The organism is Brucella daejeonensis, from assembly GCF_014199265.1.
Taxonomy (GTDB): domain Bacteria; phylum Pseudomonadota; class Alphaproteobacteria; order Rhizobiales; family Rhizobiaceae; genus Brucella; species Brucella daejeonensis.
The window spans coordinates 14853-30007 of sequence record NZ_JACIJG010000032.1; the positions used below are offsets into that span (position 1 = coordinate 14853).

Here is a 15155-nt window from a genome sequence, read left to right on the forward strand (position 1 = left end):
GAAACTCAAACGATCAGCCGCGCGGCTTTACCCCGGGACCGTTCAGCGTTGTTGCACGTAACGTGCGCCTGACAGACGGATTTGTGCTGCGACTGCTGCATCGCTTCGGGCAGGGGACGCCGTTGCGCGCCGCTTCCGTGAGATAACCGGAGCGCAAGCCATGCGCGCTGAATGATTTTGGATCGAGATTGCCCCAGTGATCGCTACCGCGGAAGACGGCGCCATCATGACGATTGGCGCGTTCGACCCATGCCATGAGCGCCGTGGCGGGGCACCAACAAGAAAACCGCAGGCGTCAGCGTCGGCTTCGGGGGGATGGCCCGATCGAGTCCGACTTTCAGGCAGGGCAGGGGGTGCGTCGGCGCTGTCGTTGTCTGCGACGGGCTGGTCCTGTGTCAGCTGAGCAACCGCGAGGCGCGTCCGCTGCGCCGTTTGGCATTGTTGTAGTAGTCGGATGCCTGTTGCACGGAACGATGGCGGGATTGTTCCATCGCTTCGGGCAGCGGAATACCACGATTGGCGGCTTCGGTGAGATAGCCGGAGCGCAGACCGTGGGCGGAGAATGCCTTGGCATCGAGGCCGGCCATGCGCGCGCGCTGCTTGACGATCCGGTTGACGGCGCTGGGCTCCAGCGCCCGTGCCGAAACATTGCCCCAGCGGTCGACTTTTCGAAACACGCTGCCCTTGGCAATCCGCGCCGCGTCCAGCCAGCGGGCGAGGGCTTCGACGGGACGGCCGGTCAGATAGACGATTTCGTCGTGATCGGCGCCACTGGTTTTGGTGCGGCCGAGATGGATGCCGAGCGAGGAGAGGGGAGAACCGTTTTCATCGGGCACGGGTGGCTGTTTGATCAGCTGTTCTATGCGCAAGCCGGCCACTTCGCTGCGCCGGCGCCCGCCGGAGGCAAAGGCGAGCATCAGGATAGCCCGGTCGCGCAAAGCGGTCAGATCCTCACCGGAACATGTGGCCAGCAGCTGGCCCAGAATATCGCCGGTGATGGCATGGGCACTCTTGCGGCGCAGCGGCCGGTTCAGCGCGCGCACCGCAAGGCGGATCGCCGCTTTGACGGCCGGTGACGAAAACGCACCCTCCAGACCGCGCCAGCGGGTCAGCGTCGACCAGTTGGCCAGACGCCGCCGGACGGTGGCCGGTGCATGCGGTCCCGACACGCGCAAAAAGCCTTGTCGGCGCAAGGCAACTTCCACGCTGGCCGGCATGCCGTGACCGGGGTCGATCTCGCGTTGCTGCGGCTGCCACAAATGATGCGCGACGAATTTCAGCAACAGGGCTTCGGGCGCCGGGAAGGGCAGGGGGCTGCCGGTGGCGGCCAGCGCCCAGGCTTCGAGATAGGCCAGATCCGAGGTCAGGGCGCGCAGGGTGTTGTCGCCCATGCCTTCATGGACCAGATGGCGCAGGGTTTCGACATCCTCATCCGTCAAAATCCCGGCCAGCAAATCACGACGGTTGATCGGCAGGACAGCGGCGATTGTGTCGAGCTCTGCGGCGCGGATCTCAGCACCGGATTGGGGAGCAGGTTTGCGGGACCGCGGCATCAATCCGTCGCTTTTTCCGGTCGCCAGCGGTGAATGACGTTTTCGATTTCGCTTCGATATTCATACGGATAAACGACATCCTCCTCACGTGCGAGAAACGTGAAGACCGTTACCATGTCCTCGGCAATCTCCAGATCGACATTCGCAAGATCAGCAAGATCGAAGCCGCCGTGCACGTCCGCGTTCCACCAGGCGAGAAGGAAGTTCGCCACACGCCGACCCTGCCCCGTATCGTTATGCGCAACGTTGAGAAGTTTTTCGAGGGCAAAGCGAACACGATCTTGCATGGGCGAGGAGCCTTGTGAGCGAGGATTATGCGATTATAGCCCGCTTTGGGCTCTGAAAGCAATAAGCTCCGATAACCTATACTTATCGGATGTTATATAACTAACCAGAAGGCATCATCAGTGTCGGACATTAAATATCTTCTGGCGTCCGTTTGAGAATGTGTCTACCATGTTTTCAATGCGTTACGCTCTTGACCAATTGCCCCTGAAGACCCTGCTGCAGCCCTTGGCGCGCGCCGGTGCGGCTCTGGCGCGCCTCGATGAGCGTCTTGCTCCTTCGCCGGTCGGCACAGGCCTGATCGAGCGGTTCCATTTTGCCGATGCCTGCGCCTCGCTGTGGCTCGACGGCGAGCTGGTCGAGATGGAAGATCTCGTCCTGCATGAAGCAGCGCGCGATATCCGCTCGCCGAGCCACCAGCTCACCATTGCCCGCGACGTGTTGCAGACCCGCCGGCGCATCGTAGCACAAACGCCAGACTGGGCGCTGAGCCCGAACGGTTTGCGCAGTCTCCGGGTTGGCGGGCAGGTGTGGCCTGCTGCCTCATTTGGGGATGGCGGCATCATCGCAGAGAGCGAAAACGTCGCGGTGTCCGATGCGGTTGTCGCTCGGAAGGAACGCGACGGGGAGGGGAGAAACAATCGTCTGGATGACGGGTTCGACCTGCCCGGTGTCGATCTCGACGCCATCGACGCGGTGCTGGCACGGTCCGAAACTGTTCTGACCCAAGCGAAACAACCGCAGCGTTTGTCAAAGCCGGAGGCCGACCCGCTGATCCGCGATCCCGACTGGGATGAGGACGAACGGCTCGACGAATGGCGGGCGGTGTTACGTTCAATCAGCGATTTTCCGCCGGTTTTGCAGGCCATTCTGGCACTCGATGCCTGGAATGAACTCGCGGTGTTGCAGCGGGCGCCGTGGCTGGGCCGTTTGCTGGCGGCATCCCTGTTGCGGCGCGATGGCCTGACCACGAAGGCGCATCTGCTGGCCTTCAATGCCGGCCTGAAAACTATCCGCGTCGAACGGCGGCGGCATCGCAATTTCGAAACCCGGCTCATGGCCTCTCTCGAGGGGCTGATGGCGGGTGTCGAGCTCGGGTTCAAGGAGCATGACCGGCTGATGCTGGCACGACAGATGCTGGAACGTCGCCTGACCGGCCGACGCGCCTCGTCCAAACTGCCCGGTCTGATCGAGCTCGTTCTGGCGAGGCCGCTGGTTTCGACAGGCCTCATCGCCAAAGAACTCGACATCACGCCCCGCGCAGCGCTCCGTCTGGTCGAAGAGCTCAGCCTGCGTGAAATGACCGGCAGGGGGCGGTTTCGGGCGTGGGGGGTGATTTGACAGGTGTCTGACCCAGGCGCTTTTGAATGATTTTGCACGAATTACGAACGAAATATTTTAACATACTTAGCGACAAGCCGAAGGAGTTGCTTCACCGAAGCGATAGTTAGCAGCAACATAAGGGCGAGCGTGAGCACGAACATTGCTTTGACGTCGTCAAACGCCCACTCGGCGTGATGGTGCCATATTTCAATGATGATGGCGGCGCCTCGTGGTGCCAGTATTGCGATTGAAGCTAGGGCCGCGAATGCAAGCGGCAAAGCCTTACTCAGTATAGCACTCACAATCTTCGCTCGCTGAGGTCCTCGATCGTCAGGGTCGGCAGCGGGCTTTAGATCCAGTGCAGCTGTTACATCCGGTAGCCAGAGAGTGTAGAGAGCGGTAAGGACGGCCAGTACGAGGCTTGCCGCGGATATGGCGTCAGACAAATGATTTGACGTGCTCATGGATAAAGATTCTGGAGTTCAATGAAAGCACCATTCGCCATACTCGGAGTTAGCAAACATCCGGAAGGCGTTGTTGCTTGCGGTTCCGGAAATTTCCCAATAGCTGTGGGGCTGGCTGCATCAAAGCTTGGCATTCCAGCGACAGTCGTCATGCCTGACGACGCACCTGCCGCAAAACGAGAAATGGCGCTGCATTCTGGTTCGGAAGTCCTTCTCGTACCACGATCTGACTTCGTTGATTGTGCGGAACTGGAAGCGAAAGCGCGTGGATTGCCATTGTTGCATCCGTTCCGGGACGCATCAATGCTTGTCGGGAGCTGCTCCCTTGGTGTGGAACTCGCCCGCGCAATGAAAGATGAAGGTTCACCCGACGATGCCATTGTCGTTGCTTGCGGCGGCGGGGGATTGGCGGCGGGAACCTCATTGGGGCTCAGGATCAGCGGGGTCGAGAACGATATTTATGTAGCTGAGCCTGAGCATTATCCACGCCTGTATGCTGCTTTTAACGTGTAGCATCCTGTGGAGATCGTCGCTCAAGAGCAGACAATCTGTGATGCTCTGAGAGTTACCGAAATAGGCTCGCTTGCTTTTAGTATTCTCCAGAAAATCGGGGTCCGTACACTTGCAGCCACAGACGCAGGCGTCATTGAAGCGCAAGCACATATGGCCCTTGAAACAGGCATTCAGGCGGAGCCAAGCGGAGCGTTGGCTTTGGCTGCAATTTCTGAAGGTGAACTTCCGAGGCAGTATCGCAGGCTTTGGGTGATCGTATGTGGCGGCAACGTTTGAAGGCAGCAGAAGAGCGCGTTCCTTATTCGTTCGACCTAAACGTACGATTTTGAACTAATCTTGTTGCGACCCCATCCAGCGCGAGCTTTGAGCCTGAAGATACCTAAAACGGGATCGCCCCTTGCTTTGCAGGAAACGCCGATCGTTTTCAAAAAATGGTTGCAGCCATCTCAAACAGCGAGTATCTAGACGATACGGCGGTAATATCGTAATACGGTATACACGGGCTGGCGTTGATCGGCGTTTTAGAATTGCGCCGAAAAGCTGCCGCAGCCCGCTCGAGCAGGACGGAGGAGATGAGGATGTTCGGAAACAGGAAAGACCACTTCGAAGGAGCGGATCTCGACGTCGCGATAATCGGCGCGGGCGTTGGCGGTTTATATGCGCTTTATAAAATGCGCGAACAGCTCAATTTGAACGCACAAGCTTTCGATATGGCAAGTGGGGTTGGAGGAACGTGGTTTTGGAACCGCTATCCCGGTTGCCGTGTCGATACAGAATCTACTGTCTATACGTATTCGTTTGATCTGGATATGTTCCAGAATTGGGAATGGTCGGAACGTTACGCGCGACAGTCGGAGGTGCTGGCTTACCTTAATGCGGTCGCGGACAAACATGATCTCAAACGATCGATAAATTTTAATACCAAGATTGAGCAGGCTCGGTGGGATGAAAGCATCAACCGATGGATCCTGACGAGTTCTGACGGAAAAATCACGCGAGCGCGTTATCTTATCGAGGCTGTTGGTCTTCTTTCGTCGTCATATGCGCCGGAGTTCGCGGATCAGGATAAATTCAAAGGCCAGATTCTTGTGGCTTCCAAGTGGCCGGAAATCAGTCCCAAGCTCGCTGGAAAGCGTGTTGCTGTTGTCGGAACCGGATCAACCGGGATTCAGGTTATCACGGCCATCGCTTCTGAAGTGGGGGAGCTTCATGTGCTCCAGCGGACACCACAGTGGGTGGTTCCCCTTGGTATCGGCCCCTTTCCACAAAAAGCACGCGATCGGATTAAGTTGGACCCGCTCGGCTATCGCAACTGGGCGCTGAATACTGGCGCAGTTTTTGGCTTCGTTGAAAGCACGACGCCTGCTTTGGCAGTCAGCGATGAAGAGCGTAAAGACTGCTATGAGCGAGCTTGGCAAAAAGGCAATGGCTTTAGTTTCATGATGGAAACTTTCGCCGATATCACCGTCACTGCCGCAGCCAACAAGACTGCTACAGATTTCATCAAGTCCAAGATAGATGATGTCGTTCTTGACCCTAAAGTTGCAGAGATGTTGACGCCGACTGATTACTACGCGCGGCGGCCGCTCGCCGCGGACGGATATTATGAAACCTTCAATCAGCCGAATGTCACTCTGCATAACGTCAAGGAAAACCCAATTGAACGTTATACCGAAAAAGGTCTCATTGTCGGTGGGAAGGAAATCGAGCTCGACGTCGTCATTTTGGCCACCGGCTTCGATGCGATGACCGGAAATTATCTTAAAATCGATACTATAGGCCGCGGTGATATGAAACTGCGCGATGTTTGGAAAGACGGGCCACGCAGCTATTGCGGAATGACGGTCGCAGGCTTTCCAAATTTCTTCATGGTGTTTGGTCCATTTAGTCCATTCACCAGTCAGCCACTGGTTCATGAGTGGCAGGTTGATTATTTCAGCGACCTGATACGCGCGGCGGAGACAAAGAACCTCATCGTCGACACGGCGGACGAAGCGCAGGACGCGTGGGTAAAGATTTGCCAGGAGGGGCTTGCGGGCACGCTTTTCCAGGTCACAGATAGTTGGATCAATGGTGCGAACATTCCTGGAAAACCACGCACTTCTATGTGGTACATGGGCGGCATGGCCAACTATATGGTCGAACTGAATGATATCCAGAAAGACAATTATCGCGGCTTTGTGCTCTCCCCCCCAACCCTCAAACAAGCCATGGCTGAGACATTGGCGCATGATGGCGAAAGGAAGCTGGCGTGAGCAAGCTCTGTGCAGTGGTCACTGGTGGCGCGCGCAACATCGGCCAAGCCATCTCTCTTCGTTTGCAGGAGGATGGCTACCGCGTCATCGTAGTTGATATTGAAGAGCCCGAAGCGGAATCCTTGCACGCTGATGCGCGACGGGTGGATCTTTCTGATAAAGGCGCGGCAATACAAGTCTTCGCGGAAATTGCTGAAACGCTGCCTGTTGCGGCTCTCATCAACAATGTCGGCGTCGTTCGACCCGCGTTGTTTGATGACGTTGATATCGATGATTTTGACGTTTTAATGCACCTGAATGTGCGAACGGCGATGATTGCAACAAAGGCTATGGTTCCGGTCATGCGCAAGCTTGGACGTGGGCGCATTGTTATGAATACAAGCCGCGTGACCCTCGGAAAGGAAGCAAGGTCGCTATACAGCGCATCAAAAGGCGCCTTGCAATCTATGGCGCGAACTTGGGCGTTAGAACTGGCTCCCCAGGGAATAACAGTTAATTGCGTTGCGCCCGGGCCAATTGGAACGACAGTGTTTTGGCGGAACAATCCGCCGGAAGCAGCCGCAACCCGCGCTATCGTGGACGCCATCCCTGTTGGACGAATGGGCGAGCCTGACGATGTTGCGAATGCGGTCGGGTTCTTCTGCGACCCGCGCTCTGATTTTGTTACAGGTCAAACCCTGTTTGTTTGCGGTGGCGTCACTGTTGGTTGAGCAAAGCCAATTATTGCCGCCGCCCGCACATTGGGTCGCCTGTGTCATAACGATCAGCACGAATCCAATATATTTAATCCTCTAATCACGGTAGCAGACCGCTCAACGCGCGTCTGGTGTGGAGCCTAGAAATGACCATACATCCACGAGCAGTTTCACCCGATCAACTCGCCCAAATGCTCCCCAACACTGGTATCTATATTGACGGCGAATGGCGACAGACAGGCGAACATTTCCCGGTGTACAATCCCGCGAACGGCTCTGTTGTCGCCAAAGTCACGAGCGGCGGCGCCGCTGAAGCACTAGCCGCACTGGAATCAGCCAATCGCACCCAACGCAGCTGGCGTAAACTTGCGCCCCGCAAAAGAGCGGATCTTATGCATCAGGCTCATCGCTTGATGTTGGAGCGCGAAGAGACCTTCGTAACCGTGATGACGTTGGAAAGTGGCAAGCCATTAACTGAAGCGCGCGCGGAATTCAAACTTTCCGCTGACTTTTTGCTTTGGTTCGCCGAACAGACCGCGCATCTGCATGGCAGCTATTCAGATGCCTCCAACAGCGGATTCCGGGTTGTGGTGGCGCGGCAGCCGATTGGGCCCTGCCTTTTGATTACGCCCTGGAATTTTCCGCTCCTTATGATTGCGCGAAAGGCCGGGGCCGCACTTGCCGCTGGTTGCACCACGATCACGAAAAGCGCGCGCGAAACACCTTTGACAGCCGCTCTGTTCACTCAGGTTCTTCATGATGCGGGTTTTCCTGCTGGTGTGGCGAACCTTATCCACACCAGTAACTCCTCGGAGGTTTCCGAGGCTTTGATGACCGACAAACGGCTTAGAAAAGTTTCCTTTACTGGCTCGACGGGCGTGGGTGGGCATCTTATCGCTCTTGGCGCCGCCAACGTAATCAACAGCTCAATGGAATTGGGCGGCGACGGTCCCTTTATTGTATTGGACGACGCTGACGTCGATCTCGCAGTTGAACATGCGGTGATCTGCAAATTTCGAAATGCGGGACAGGCCTGTGTCGCCGCAAATCGTATCATCGTGGATCGCAAGATCGAAGCGGAGTTCACCCGCAAATTCGTGGAAAAGGTTCGAAAGCTAAAGGTCGGAAACGGTCTTGAGCCCGTCGATGTCGGACCCATGATTTCCGCGAAACAACGCGATCGGCTTGCGGAAACAGTGATCACACTTAAAGCTGCAGGAGGGGAGCTCCTGATCGGCGGAAGTGCGGTTAAAGGTGAGGGCTACTTCTTCCAGCCGACGGTCGTCCGTTATTCGAAACCCAACGATGTCATGTGCTCGAACGAACTTTTCGCACCAGTTGCGACGATATTCGCAGTCGACGGCCCTGCGGAAGCTCTAAATTTTGCGAATAATTCAGACTTTGGACTGGCCTCATACGTATTCACCCGTGATCTCAACCGCGCCATTCGTTTCGGTGAGGAACTGGAATTCGGAATGGTTGGCGTGAACCGCGGCATCATGGCCGACCCCGCGGCGCCATTTGGCGGAACGAAGACGTCGGGTTTAGGTCGCGAAGCGGGTCACGAAGGAATCTACGAATTTCTCGAATCGAAGTACATGGCTATTACAGTCGATGAGAGCGAGGTTTTTTAATGCCGATGACCAACAGATTAGGACTGGGCCTGGTACGGCAGCCCGCTACGGTGCTTTTTGGACCCGGCCAGCGTCATCAACTACCAAGAGTGCTTAGTGGGCTCGCCAAGCACGTCCTGATCGTGACGGATGCGCGCATGGCCGCAGACGACGCGTTTATTGAGCTTGCAACAAGTGTGTCCAACGCCGGTGTTAAGGTGTCGGTGTATGATGCCGCTCAACCCGAGTTACCACGCTCCAACGTTGTTGACGCCGTAAACCGCTTTTCTGATGCGGGAGTGGAAGCGGTCGTTGGTATTGGCGGTGGTTCATGTCTCGACTTGGCTAAAGCGGTCGCAGCGGTGTTGGCCAATGGCGGCGATGTTCGTGATTACTTCGGAGAGTTCCGGGTGCCCGGTCCATCCTTGCCGATTGTAACCTTGTCCACAACAGGTGGAACAGGTGCAGAAGTCACCAGCCTCGCCATCGTCTTCGACGAAGAGGCCGGAATGAAGATGGCGATCGCTGATCCTCATATTGAGCCTCATGCTGCCCTTATCGATCCCGAACTAACGCTCACTTGTCCGCCCGGGTTAACAGCCGCAACAGCTGCAGACGCATTATCACATCTGGTGGAGGCGTTCACCGCCAAGCCAAAGAACCCGTCCCCGGAGCAACTGGCGACACAGATTTATGTCGGAAAGAATCGTATCACCGATATGTTCTGTGCTGAAGGCTTGCGGCTAATGAATACCGCTCTCGCAAGGGTGGTTAACGATCCTGCCGATATTGCTGCTCGTTCTGATGTGATGTTTGCTGCATATTGCGCGGGAATGGCGATCAACACGACCGGCACAGCCGCGGCGCACGCCATACAGTCGCCCATGGCGGCCGTTGGACATGCGCCTCATGGTTTCGGTGTTGCGGCTTTATTGCCCTATGTCATGCGTTTCAATCTTCCTTACGCGACCAATGAATTCGCCGAAATCGGGCGAATTCTAGGTGTGGCGGATCCACGTGACCAGCCACTGTTGCAGGCGCGTGCCGCCATCAGCCGGATCGAGGCGATGTTGACCGAAGTCGGAGCCCCAATTGAAATAGCTTCTCTCGGTGTAACTCCGGCAGATTTCGATCAAATAGCGCAATTCAGTGTGACAGCCACAAGACTGGTGCTGAATAACCCGGCGCCTATGACGCCGGATACGGTTCGCGCACTATTGACCAGAGCTTACGCCGGCGACCGTGGTTGGTGGGAAAAACCCTGAGTTTCTAGAGAGCTTCCAGGGAAGCTCGGTTATACGATGCGTGGAGGAAAAATCATGAGCGCACCCAAACTCGGCTATCAAAATGCTGGTTGGTTTAGGTTTAATATCGGTGATTTCGAAGCCACCGTTTTATGGGACGGTTATATCCACCACGGATATGAAGGGATTTTCCCCAACGCGGCGCCGGAGGAGTTGTCGCGACTACAGCAAAAATATCTCCTGCCAACGGATCATATCCCGATGGATTTGAATCCCGTTGTCATTAATACCGGGGAACGTCTGGTTCTGGTGGACGCAGGCATGGGCCAGACAAGTAAAATGTTTGGTCCATGCATGGGATTTCTGGTTTCCAATATGCGCGCATCGGGTATCGAGCCAGAACAGATTGACGCTGTGTTGATGACCCACTTGCACCCTGATCACAGCTTTGGACTTATCGACGAGAATGGCCAAGCAATATTTTCAAGTGCCGACCTGTGGTGCGCGCGTCCCGATTGGGATGAATGGACGAACGAAACAAACGTGACATTGCAGTCGCACCACGGATCTTGGACGAGGGGCACGCTTGAAGCCGTCGCTCCATATCGCCAGAGATTGCATCTGTTTGATCCAGGCGATGAAATCTTTCATGGCGTCTCAACATTCAGTGTCGCTGGACATGCCGCAGGTATGGTTGCGTATATTTTTGAAAGCGCCGGTGAAAAATGCATGTTTACCGGTGACGCTTGCCACCACCAAATTTATGACCCCTATCACCCCGAATGGTTCTTCCATATGGATTTTGACACCAATCCCGAACAGGGCGCCGCCTCCAAGCTTGCTATCCTGAAGAAAGCGGTGGACGAAGGTATTCGATATCATGGATATCATTTTCCCTTTCCTGGTCTTGGAGACGTCCAGAAGCAGGAGGATGGAACGTTTCGCTTTATCCCACAAGCAGTCAATCCGCGACTTTAACAGTCAAGGTTATTATGATGGCCGGGCGGTGTTCCGGCCATTTTTGACTGTTTCCGCAACTGCGGGTGCGTTCTGGGTTCACATTCGCGCACTATCCCTTGGTTGAAATATTCTGATTGCGCTCAGCATACTCGATGATCGCCAGTTCGCCCGCCAGCTCGATGTGATGTTCGCATGCGTTCCAGGCGGCTACGGGGTCTCTTTCAATGGCCGCCGCATTGATAATATGCTCGAGTTCGGCGATTGAAGGCTCAATCCTTGCGGGATCGATAAAAGCATAGCGCCTGAAAATTGCTATTCTTGCATGGATGGCGCGCAGGTTATCCGTCAAAATCGGGTTGCCGCCGCCTTCGAGGAGGCGCGTGTAAAACTCCGCTTTTATCGCCTCACGCTGCTCGACGTTGCCATGTCTGTAGTTGCTATCAAGGCGATTCCTTAAATCAATCAGCCCGGCACATTGCGCGCTTGTAGCGTTTAGCGCAAAAAGCTTTGCCGCTAACCCCTCCAGGGATGCGCGTACGACATAGATCGCCTTTATTTCCGCTTCCGTTAGAACAGTGACCGCAGGGCCGATGTTCGGCAGAACGCGGATCAGGTGTTCACTTTCAAGCTGTCGTAGCGCTTCGCGCACGACAGTTCGCGATACCCCGTATGCTTCGGTCAAACTGGATTCCACCAACCTGTGACCGGGCGCGAGGTTGCCATTCAGGATATCCTCCCGGATCAACTTCACAAGTTGCTGGCGCAGTGGCGCGGCCTGGCGTGCTATAAGCGTATCGTGAACCATCAAAAACTCCGAGTCCTGTATAACTGTATTATACCTGTGGGATTCTATAGTCGCCAGTGGGCGCACGGTAATAGTTCACGCAACACATGGAAAAAGCGACGAACACCGGCTTCGCTCCGGATTTGACTATTGAGGTCTAATCCAAATTACGGGTCTTTTATCCGTTTAGCGAAAAAATCGGTGGCCTTCCAACGATCTACGTATTACCGTAATATGGTATTATTGAATAGCATTTATGGAGGAGAGATGCGACTTCAAAACAAAGTAGCCCTTGTCACCGGCGCGTCGCGAGGCATAGGCGAAGGCGTCGTCGAACGGTTCGCTGAAGAGGGAGCCATCGTTTATGCATGCAGCAGGACAGGAAGTGCTCCGAAATCCAGCCACATTATCCCGATTGCAATGGATGTCGCCTCAGAGACCGATTGGGGTCGCGTGGTGACGACAATTCTGAGAGAGCAAGGGCGTATTGATATTCTGGTCAACAATGCTGGGGTCATTCAATATGACGCCGTGGATGAGTTGAGCCTCGACGCATGGATGAAAGTGGTCGCCGTTAATCAAACGGGTGTGTTCCTCGGCATGCGTGAAGTGGCGCCAGCCATGCGCAACGCTGGCTCCGGTTCCATTGTGAACGTTAGTTCTATTTGGGGAAACGCGGCTGTAGCGGGAGCCCATGCCTATCACGCGACAAAGGGCGCGGTTCGCAACATGAGCAAGAATGCCGCCCTGACCTACGTCAAGGATGGAATTAGGGTCAATTCGTTACATCCGGGCTTTATTGATACGCCTCTCACGCAGTCTCAGGCGCGCAACGTCAATGACTATGTCGTCGCCTCGACGCCGATGCAACGACCCGGCACCCCGCGCGAAATTGCTAACGGCGCGTTATTCCTGGCCAGCGATGAAAGTAGTTTTATGACTGGCGCGGAGTTGGTCATCGATGGGGGATATCTGGCGCAGTAACGCTCAATTGTCCTGGCAGGAACAGTAATGTCTGCGCCACGTCGCTAAGCGGTGGACGCCGAAGGCCCATGGCTTTCGCCAGAATTTACCAAAATTGGTCGACCGATTTCGTCATCAAGTGAGCCTTGCTGAAGCCAGCCTCGGCGAACGCTTGGAGTTTGTAATAGGAGGATAATGTGTCCAAGGGACGTGTATACGAAAAAGTTGCGATTGTTACGGGTGGCGCGCGTGGGATTGGTAAGGCCACAGCTATAAGACTGGCCGAAGAAGGGGCTTCCATCGCTATTTTCGACATATTAGATGAAGGACAAGACGTTATAAATCAAATTAAAGAGACGGGATCCAAAGCGGTTTTCATTAAAGTAGATTTGACGAACGAAGCCGCCGTTAAGCAAGCGGTGGAGACAGTCGTTGAAACCTTTGGGACGATCGATGTTCTGGTCAACAATGCCGGAACGCCGGGCGTAAACAAACTTATCCATGAGATGTCCGAAGCCGAGTGGGATTTCGTCTTCAATATCAACGTAAAAGGCACGTTCTTTATGACGAAATATGTGCTGCCGACGATGATGGCGCAAAAGTGTGGTTCAATTATAAACTTTTCATCGATCTACGGTTTGATCGGCTCCGCGGATCTGCCAGCCTATCACGCGACAAAAGGGGCTGTCCTTATGATGAGCAAGACCGATGCGATCTGCTATGCGCCCTTTGGCGTAAGGGTGAACGCAGTGCATCCCGGCTCGACCAAAACTGAGCTTTTTATGCAGGCCGCAAAAACCTGGCCGCGTGGCAAGGACGACTATCTTTCCATGATGGGTGAGAAACATCCATTGACTTTGGGCGAGCCCGTCGACGTGGCCAATTGTGTACTTTTCCTGGCGTCGGACGAGGCGCGATTTGTAACGGGCACGAGCCTGGTCTGCGACGGTGGCTACACAGCTCAATAGAAAGGTCGAACCAATGTTGAAGGACAAGATAGTCATTGTTACAGGTGGCGCGCGCGGTATCGGTGCCGCCATTTGCCAAGTCGTGTGCGCTCAGGGCGGTACGGCTGTCATAGGCGACCTGAATGGGGCGGAGGAAGCCGCCGAACGCCTTCGCGCACTGGGCTTCAAGGCGGAAGGTATTACCCTTGATGTGACGAAAAGTTCTTCGGTCGACGCCGTCGTGGACCGTACTGTCGCGCAGCATGGGCGGATCGACGGATTCGTCGCCAATGCGGCGTTTGCGAATTCCAACGCCTTGCTTGACCACAGCGATGAAGAATGGCGCCGTGTAATGTCGGTGAACCTTGACGGGGTTTTTTATTCAGTGCGCGCCGCTGGCGGCCAGATGGTGAAGGCTGGATCCGGAGCGATCGTCGCAATATCTTCGATCGCGGGAGTGCGAGCGGTGCGTCCAGAACTTCATGCCGCTTATGACGTGTCGAAAGCCGCCGTGGCGCATCTAGCACGGGTCGTTGGCGTCGAATGGGCGAAAGCGGGTGTGCGTGTTAATGCGGTTGGTCCCGGCTACACCGAGACTGAGCTGTTGAAATCGGTGGGCATCGCCAATCCCGAAATATTGGCAAGGTGGTTGGATGACATACCAACCGGTCGACTGTTGCAGCCTGAACAGATCGCCAATGTTGTAGCATTTCTTTTGTCGGACGCCTCATCAGCAATCAACGCGCAGCTCATAATGGCGGATTCCGGGTACAGCTCATGAAGGACAACGCATAGGTTTGGTTGAACCGGGCCGCATGCGCTCAACGCTCTCCTGCTTGAGGCGATTTCAAACCTCAGGCAGAACTTGGAAAAGACCAGAGGCATGAGCATTGGTGACACCAGGCTGCGGCGCAAGCCGCAGTCTCGTCAGACGCTGGCGGCTGGAGCGAGAAGATTCGGCCCAACGCCCGGTTCTTTGGCCCGATCAATCGTTTTGGAACGATGACATCTATTGCGGACCGTGCTCGCATTACACGGTCCTTGGTGGGGAATGAACATGACTTCCAACACTACCGGTAATCCAATTTGTTAAGCGCGCGGACGAGAATTTTCGGGGGATGGAGGATCGAAGTCACGGTCAGCCGCGCGAAATATTCTGCAAGCCAACCGGTCCTCCGCCCACAATGCTCGCCAACGTCGTTAACGCTCGCTTTTGCTCCAGTATGTTGACAAATCTTTCTCCGCCGGAATAGCTGGTTGTGCGCCTTTGGAGAGACAGGCGACTGACGCTGCAATGGCGGCCCGTTCGATCGCCACTGGAAACATCAAGCCCTTATCAAGACCGCTGGCGAGGTAGCCACAGAAGGTATCGCCCGCTCCCACAGTGTCGACGGGTTGGATTCTGAGGCTTCGCGCGCGCGCAGCAACTGACCCTCACAGATCGCAATCACACCGTCTTTCCGTAACCGCCCGATTGTTACCGTGGGGAATATGTCTTGACACGTTCGACGACTTCCTGGTCGTCGACAAAGCATTCGAGGAATTCTTGCCATTTT

The 15155-nt window shown here is 55.4% G+C and carries 12 protein-coding genes and 2 pseudogenes; 10 read left to right on the top strand and 4 right to left on the bottom strand.

Annotated elements, in window-relative coordinates; all coding sequences use genetic code 11:
* Positions 1 to 395: 395 nt before the first annotated feature.
* Both FHS76_RS21455 and FHS76_RS21460 read right to left on the bottom strand, forming a co-directional pair.
* Positions 396 to 1553, bottom strand: coding sequence for a site-specific integrase (locus FHS76_RS21455; protein WP_183658051.1), 1158 nt, complete (start codon positions 1551 to 1553; stop codon positions 396 to 398).
* A complete protein-coding gene (locus FHS76_RS21460; protein ID WP_183658054.1) occupies positions 1553 to 1840 on the bottom strand; it encodes a DUF7673 family protein in 288 nt (95 codons plus the stop codon). Before FHS76_RS21460 ends, FHS76_RS21455 begins: the two co-directional genes overlap by 1 nt.
* Before the next feature lie 169 nt (positions 1841 to 2009).
* Here FHS76_RS21460 and FHS76_RS21465 point away from each other — a divergent pair, with 169 nt between their 5' ends.
* The 7 genes and pseudogenes from FHS76_RS21465 to FHS76_RS21500 all read left to right on the top strand — a co-directional run bounded on the left by FHS76_RS21465 (position 2010) and on the right by FHS76_RS21500 (position 10923).
* On the top strand, positions 2010 to 3179 hold the full coding sequence (locus FHS76_RS21465; RefSeq protein ID WP_183658057.1) for an RHE_PE00001 family protein: 1170 nt from the start codon (positions 2010 to 2012) through the stop codon (positions 3177 to 3179).
* Positions 3180 to 3646: 467 nt separating this feature from the next.
* Positions 3647 to 4414: pseudogene (locus FHS76_RS22670) on the top strand (pyridoxal-phosphate dependent enzyme).
* A 302-nt stretch (positions 4415 to 4716) separates the two neighbouring features.
* Positions 4717 to 6393, top strand: coding sequence for a flavin-containing monooxygenase (locus FHS76_RS21480; RefSeq protein WP_183658066.1), 1677 nt, complete (start codon positions 4717 to 4719; stop codon positions 6391 to 6393).
* The gene (locus tag FHS76_RS21485; RefSeq protein ID WP_183658069.1) at positions 6390 to 7103 is read left to right on the top strand and encodes an SDR family NAD(P)-dependent oxidoreductase; all 714 of its coding nucleotides are present in this window, start codon (positions 6390 to 6392) and stop codon (positions 7101 to 7103) included. The genes FHS76_RS21480 and FHS76_RS21485 overlap by 4 nt, the downstream gene beginning before the upstream one ends.
* Positions 7104 to 7234: 131 nt before the next feature.
* Positions 7235 to 8722: an NAD-dependent succinate-semialdehyde dehydrogenase gene (locus FHS76_RS21490; RefSeq protein ID WP_183658072.1), complete on the top strand. Its 1488-nt coding sequence runs from the start codon at positions 7235 to 7237 to the stop codon at positions 8720 to 8722.
* A gap of 5 nt (positions 8723 to 8727) precedes the next feature.
* On the top strand, positions 8728 to 9966 hold the full coding sequence (locus tag FHS76_RS21495; protein ID WP_235992840.1) for an iron-containing alcohol dehydrogenase: 1239 nt from the start codon (positions 8728 to 8730) through the stop codon (positions 9964 to 9966).
* A gap of 54 nt (positions 9967 to 10020) precedes the next feature.
* The gene (locus FHS76_RS21500) at positions 10021 to 10923 is read left to right on the top strand and encodes an MBL fold metallo-hydrolase (RefSeq protein WP_183658078.1); all 903 of its coding nucleotides are present in this window, start codon (positions 10021 to 10023) and stop codon (positions 10921 to 10923) included.
* Positions 10924 to 11014: 91 nt separating this feature from the next.
* On the opposite strand, the gene FHS76_RS21505 is transcribed toward FHS76_RS21500, so the two are convergent.
* The gene (locus FHS76_RS21505) at positions 11015 to 11710 is read right to left on the bottom strand and encodes a GntR family transcriptional regulator (RefSeq protein ID WP_183658081.1); all 696 of its coding nucleotides are present in this window, start codon (positions 11708 to 11710) and stop codon (positions 11015 to 11017) included.
* A 246-nt stretch (positions 11711 to 11956) separates the two neighbouring features.
* On the opposite strand from FHS76_RS21505, the gene FHS76_RS21510 reads away from it, so the two are divergent.
* The 3 genes from FHS76_RS21510 (at position 11957) to FHS76_RS21520 (ending at position 14380) form a co-directional block, all read left to right on the top strand.
* Positions 11957 to 12673: an SDR family NAD(P)-dependent oxidoreductase gene (locus FHS76_RS21510; protein WP_183658084.1), complete on the top strand. Its 717-nt coding sequence runs from the start codon at positions 11957 to 11959 to the stop codon at positions 12671 to 12673.
* A 176-nt stretch (positions 12674 to 12849) separates the two neighbouring features.
* On the top strand, positions 12850 to 13620 hold the full coding sequence (locus FHS76_RS21515; protein WP_183658087.1) for an SDR family NAD(P)-dependent oxidoreductase: 771 nt from the start codon (positions 12850 to 12852) through the stop codon (positions 13618 to 13620).
* A 13-nt stretch (positions 13621 to 13633) separates the two neighbouring features.
* A complete protein-coding gene (locus FHS76_RS21520; RefSeq protein ID WP_183658102.1) occupies positions 13634 to 14380 on the top strand; it encodes an SDR family NAD(P)-dependent oxidoreductase in 747 nt (248 codons plus the stop codon).
* A 419-nt stretch (positions 14381 to 14799) separates the two neighbouring features.
* Here FHS76_RS21520 and FHS76_RS21525 read toward each other — a convergent pair.
* Positions 14800 to 15080: pseudogene (locus FHS76_RS21525) on the bottom strand (carbohydrate kinase family protein); the annotation flags it as partial.
* Positions 15081 to 15155 lie beyond the last annotated feature (75 nt).

Coding starts and splice junctions, on each gene's coding strand:
- FHS76_RS21510 (WP_183658084.1), top strand. CDS start 11,957: ATGCGACTTCAAAACAAAGTAGCCCTTGTCACCGGCGCGTCGCGAGGC.
- FHS76_RS21520 (WP_183658102.1), top strand. CDS start 13,634: ATGTTGAAGGACAAGATAGTCATTGTTACAGGTGGCGCGCGCGGTATC.
- FHS76_RS21490 (WP_183658072.1), top strand. CDS start 7,235: ATGACCATACATCCACGAGCAGTTTCACCCGATCAACTCGCCCAAATG.
- FHS76_RS21500 (WP_183658078.1), top strand. CDS start 10,021: ATGAGCGCACCCAAACTCGGCTATCAAAATGCTGGTTGGTTTAGGTTT.
- FHS76_RS21495 (WP_235992840.1), top strand. CDS start 8,728: ATGACCAACAGATTAGGACTGGGCCTGGTACGGCAGCCCGCTACGGTG.
- FHS76_RS21480 (WP_183658066.1), top strand. CDS start 4,717: ATGTTCGGAAACAGGAAAGACCACTTCGAAGGAGCGGATCTCGACGTC.
- FHS76_RS21455 (WP_183658051.1), bottom strand. CDS start 1,553: ATGCCGCGGTCCCGCAAACCTGCTCCCCAATCCGGTGCTGAGATCCGC.
- FHS76_RS21465 (WP_183658057.1), top strand. CDS start 2,010: ATGTTTTCAATGCGTTACGCTCTTGACCAATTGCCCCTGAAGACCCTG.
- FHS76_RS21505 (WP_183658081.1), bottom strand. CDS start 11,710: ATGGTTCACGATACGCTTATAGCACGCCAGGCCGCGCCACTGCGCCAG.
- FHS76_RS21460 (WP_183658054.1), bottom strand. CDS start 1,840: ATGCAAGATCGTGTTCGCTTTGCCCTCGAAAAACTTCTCAACGTTGCG.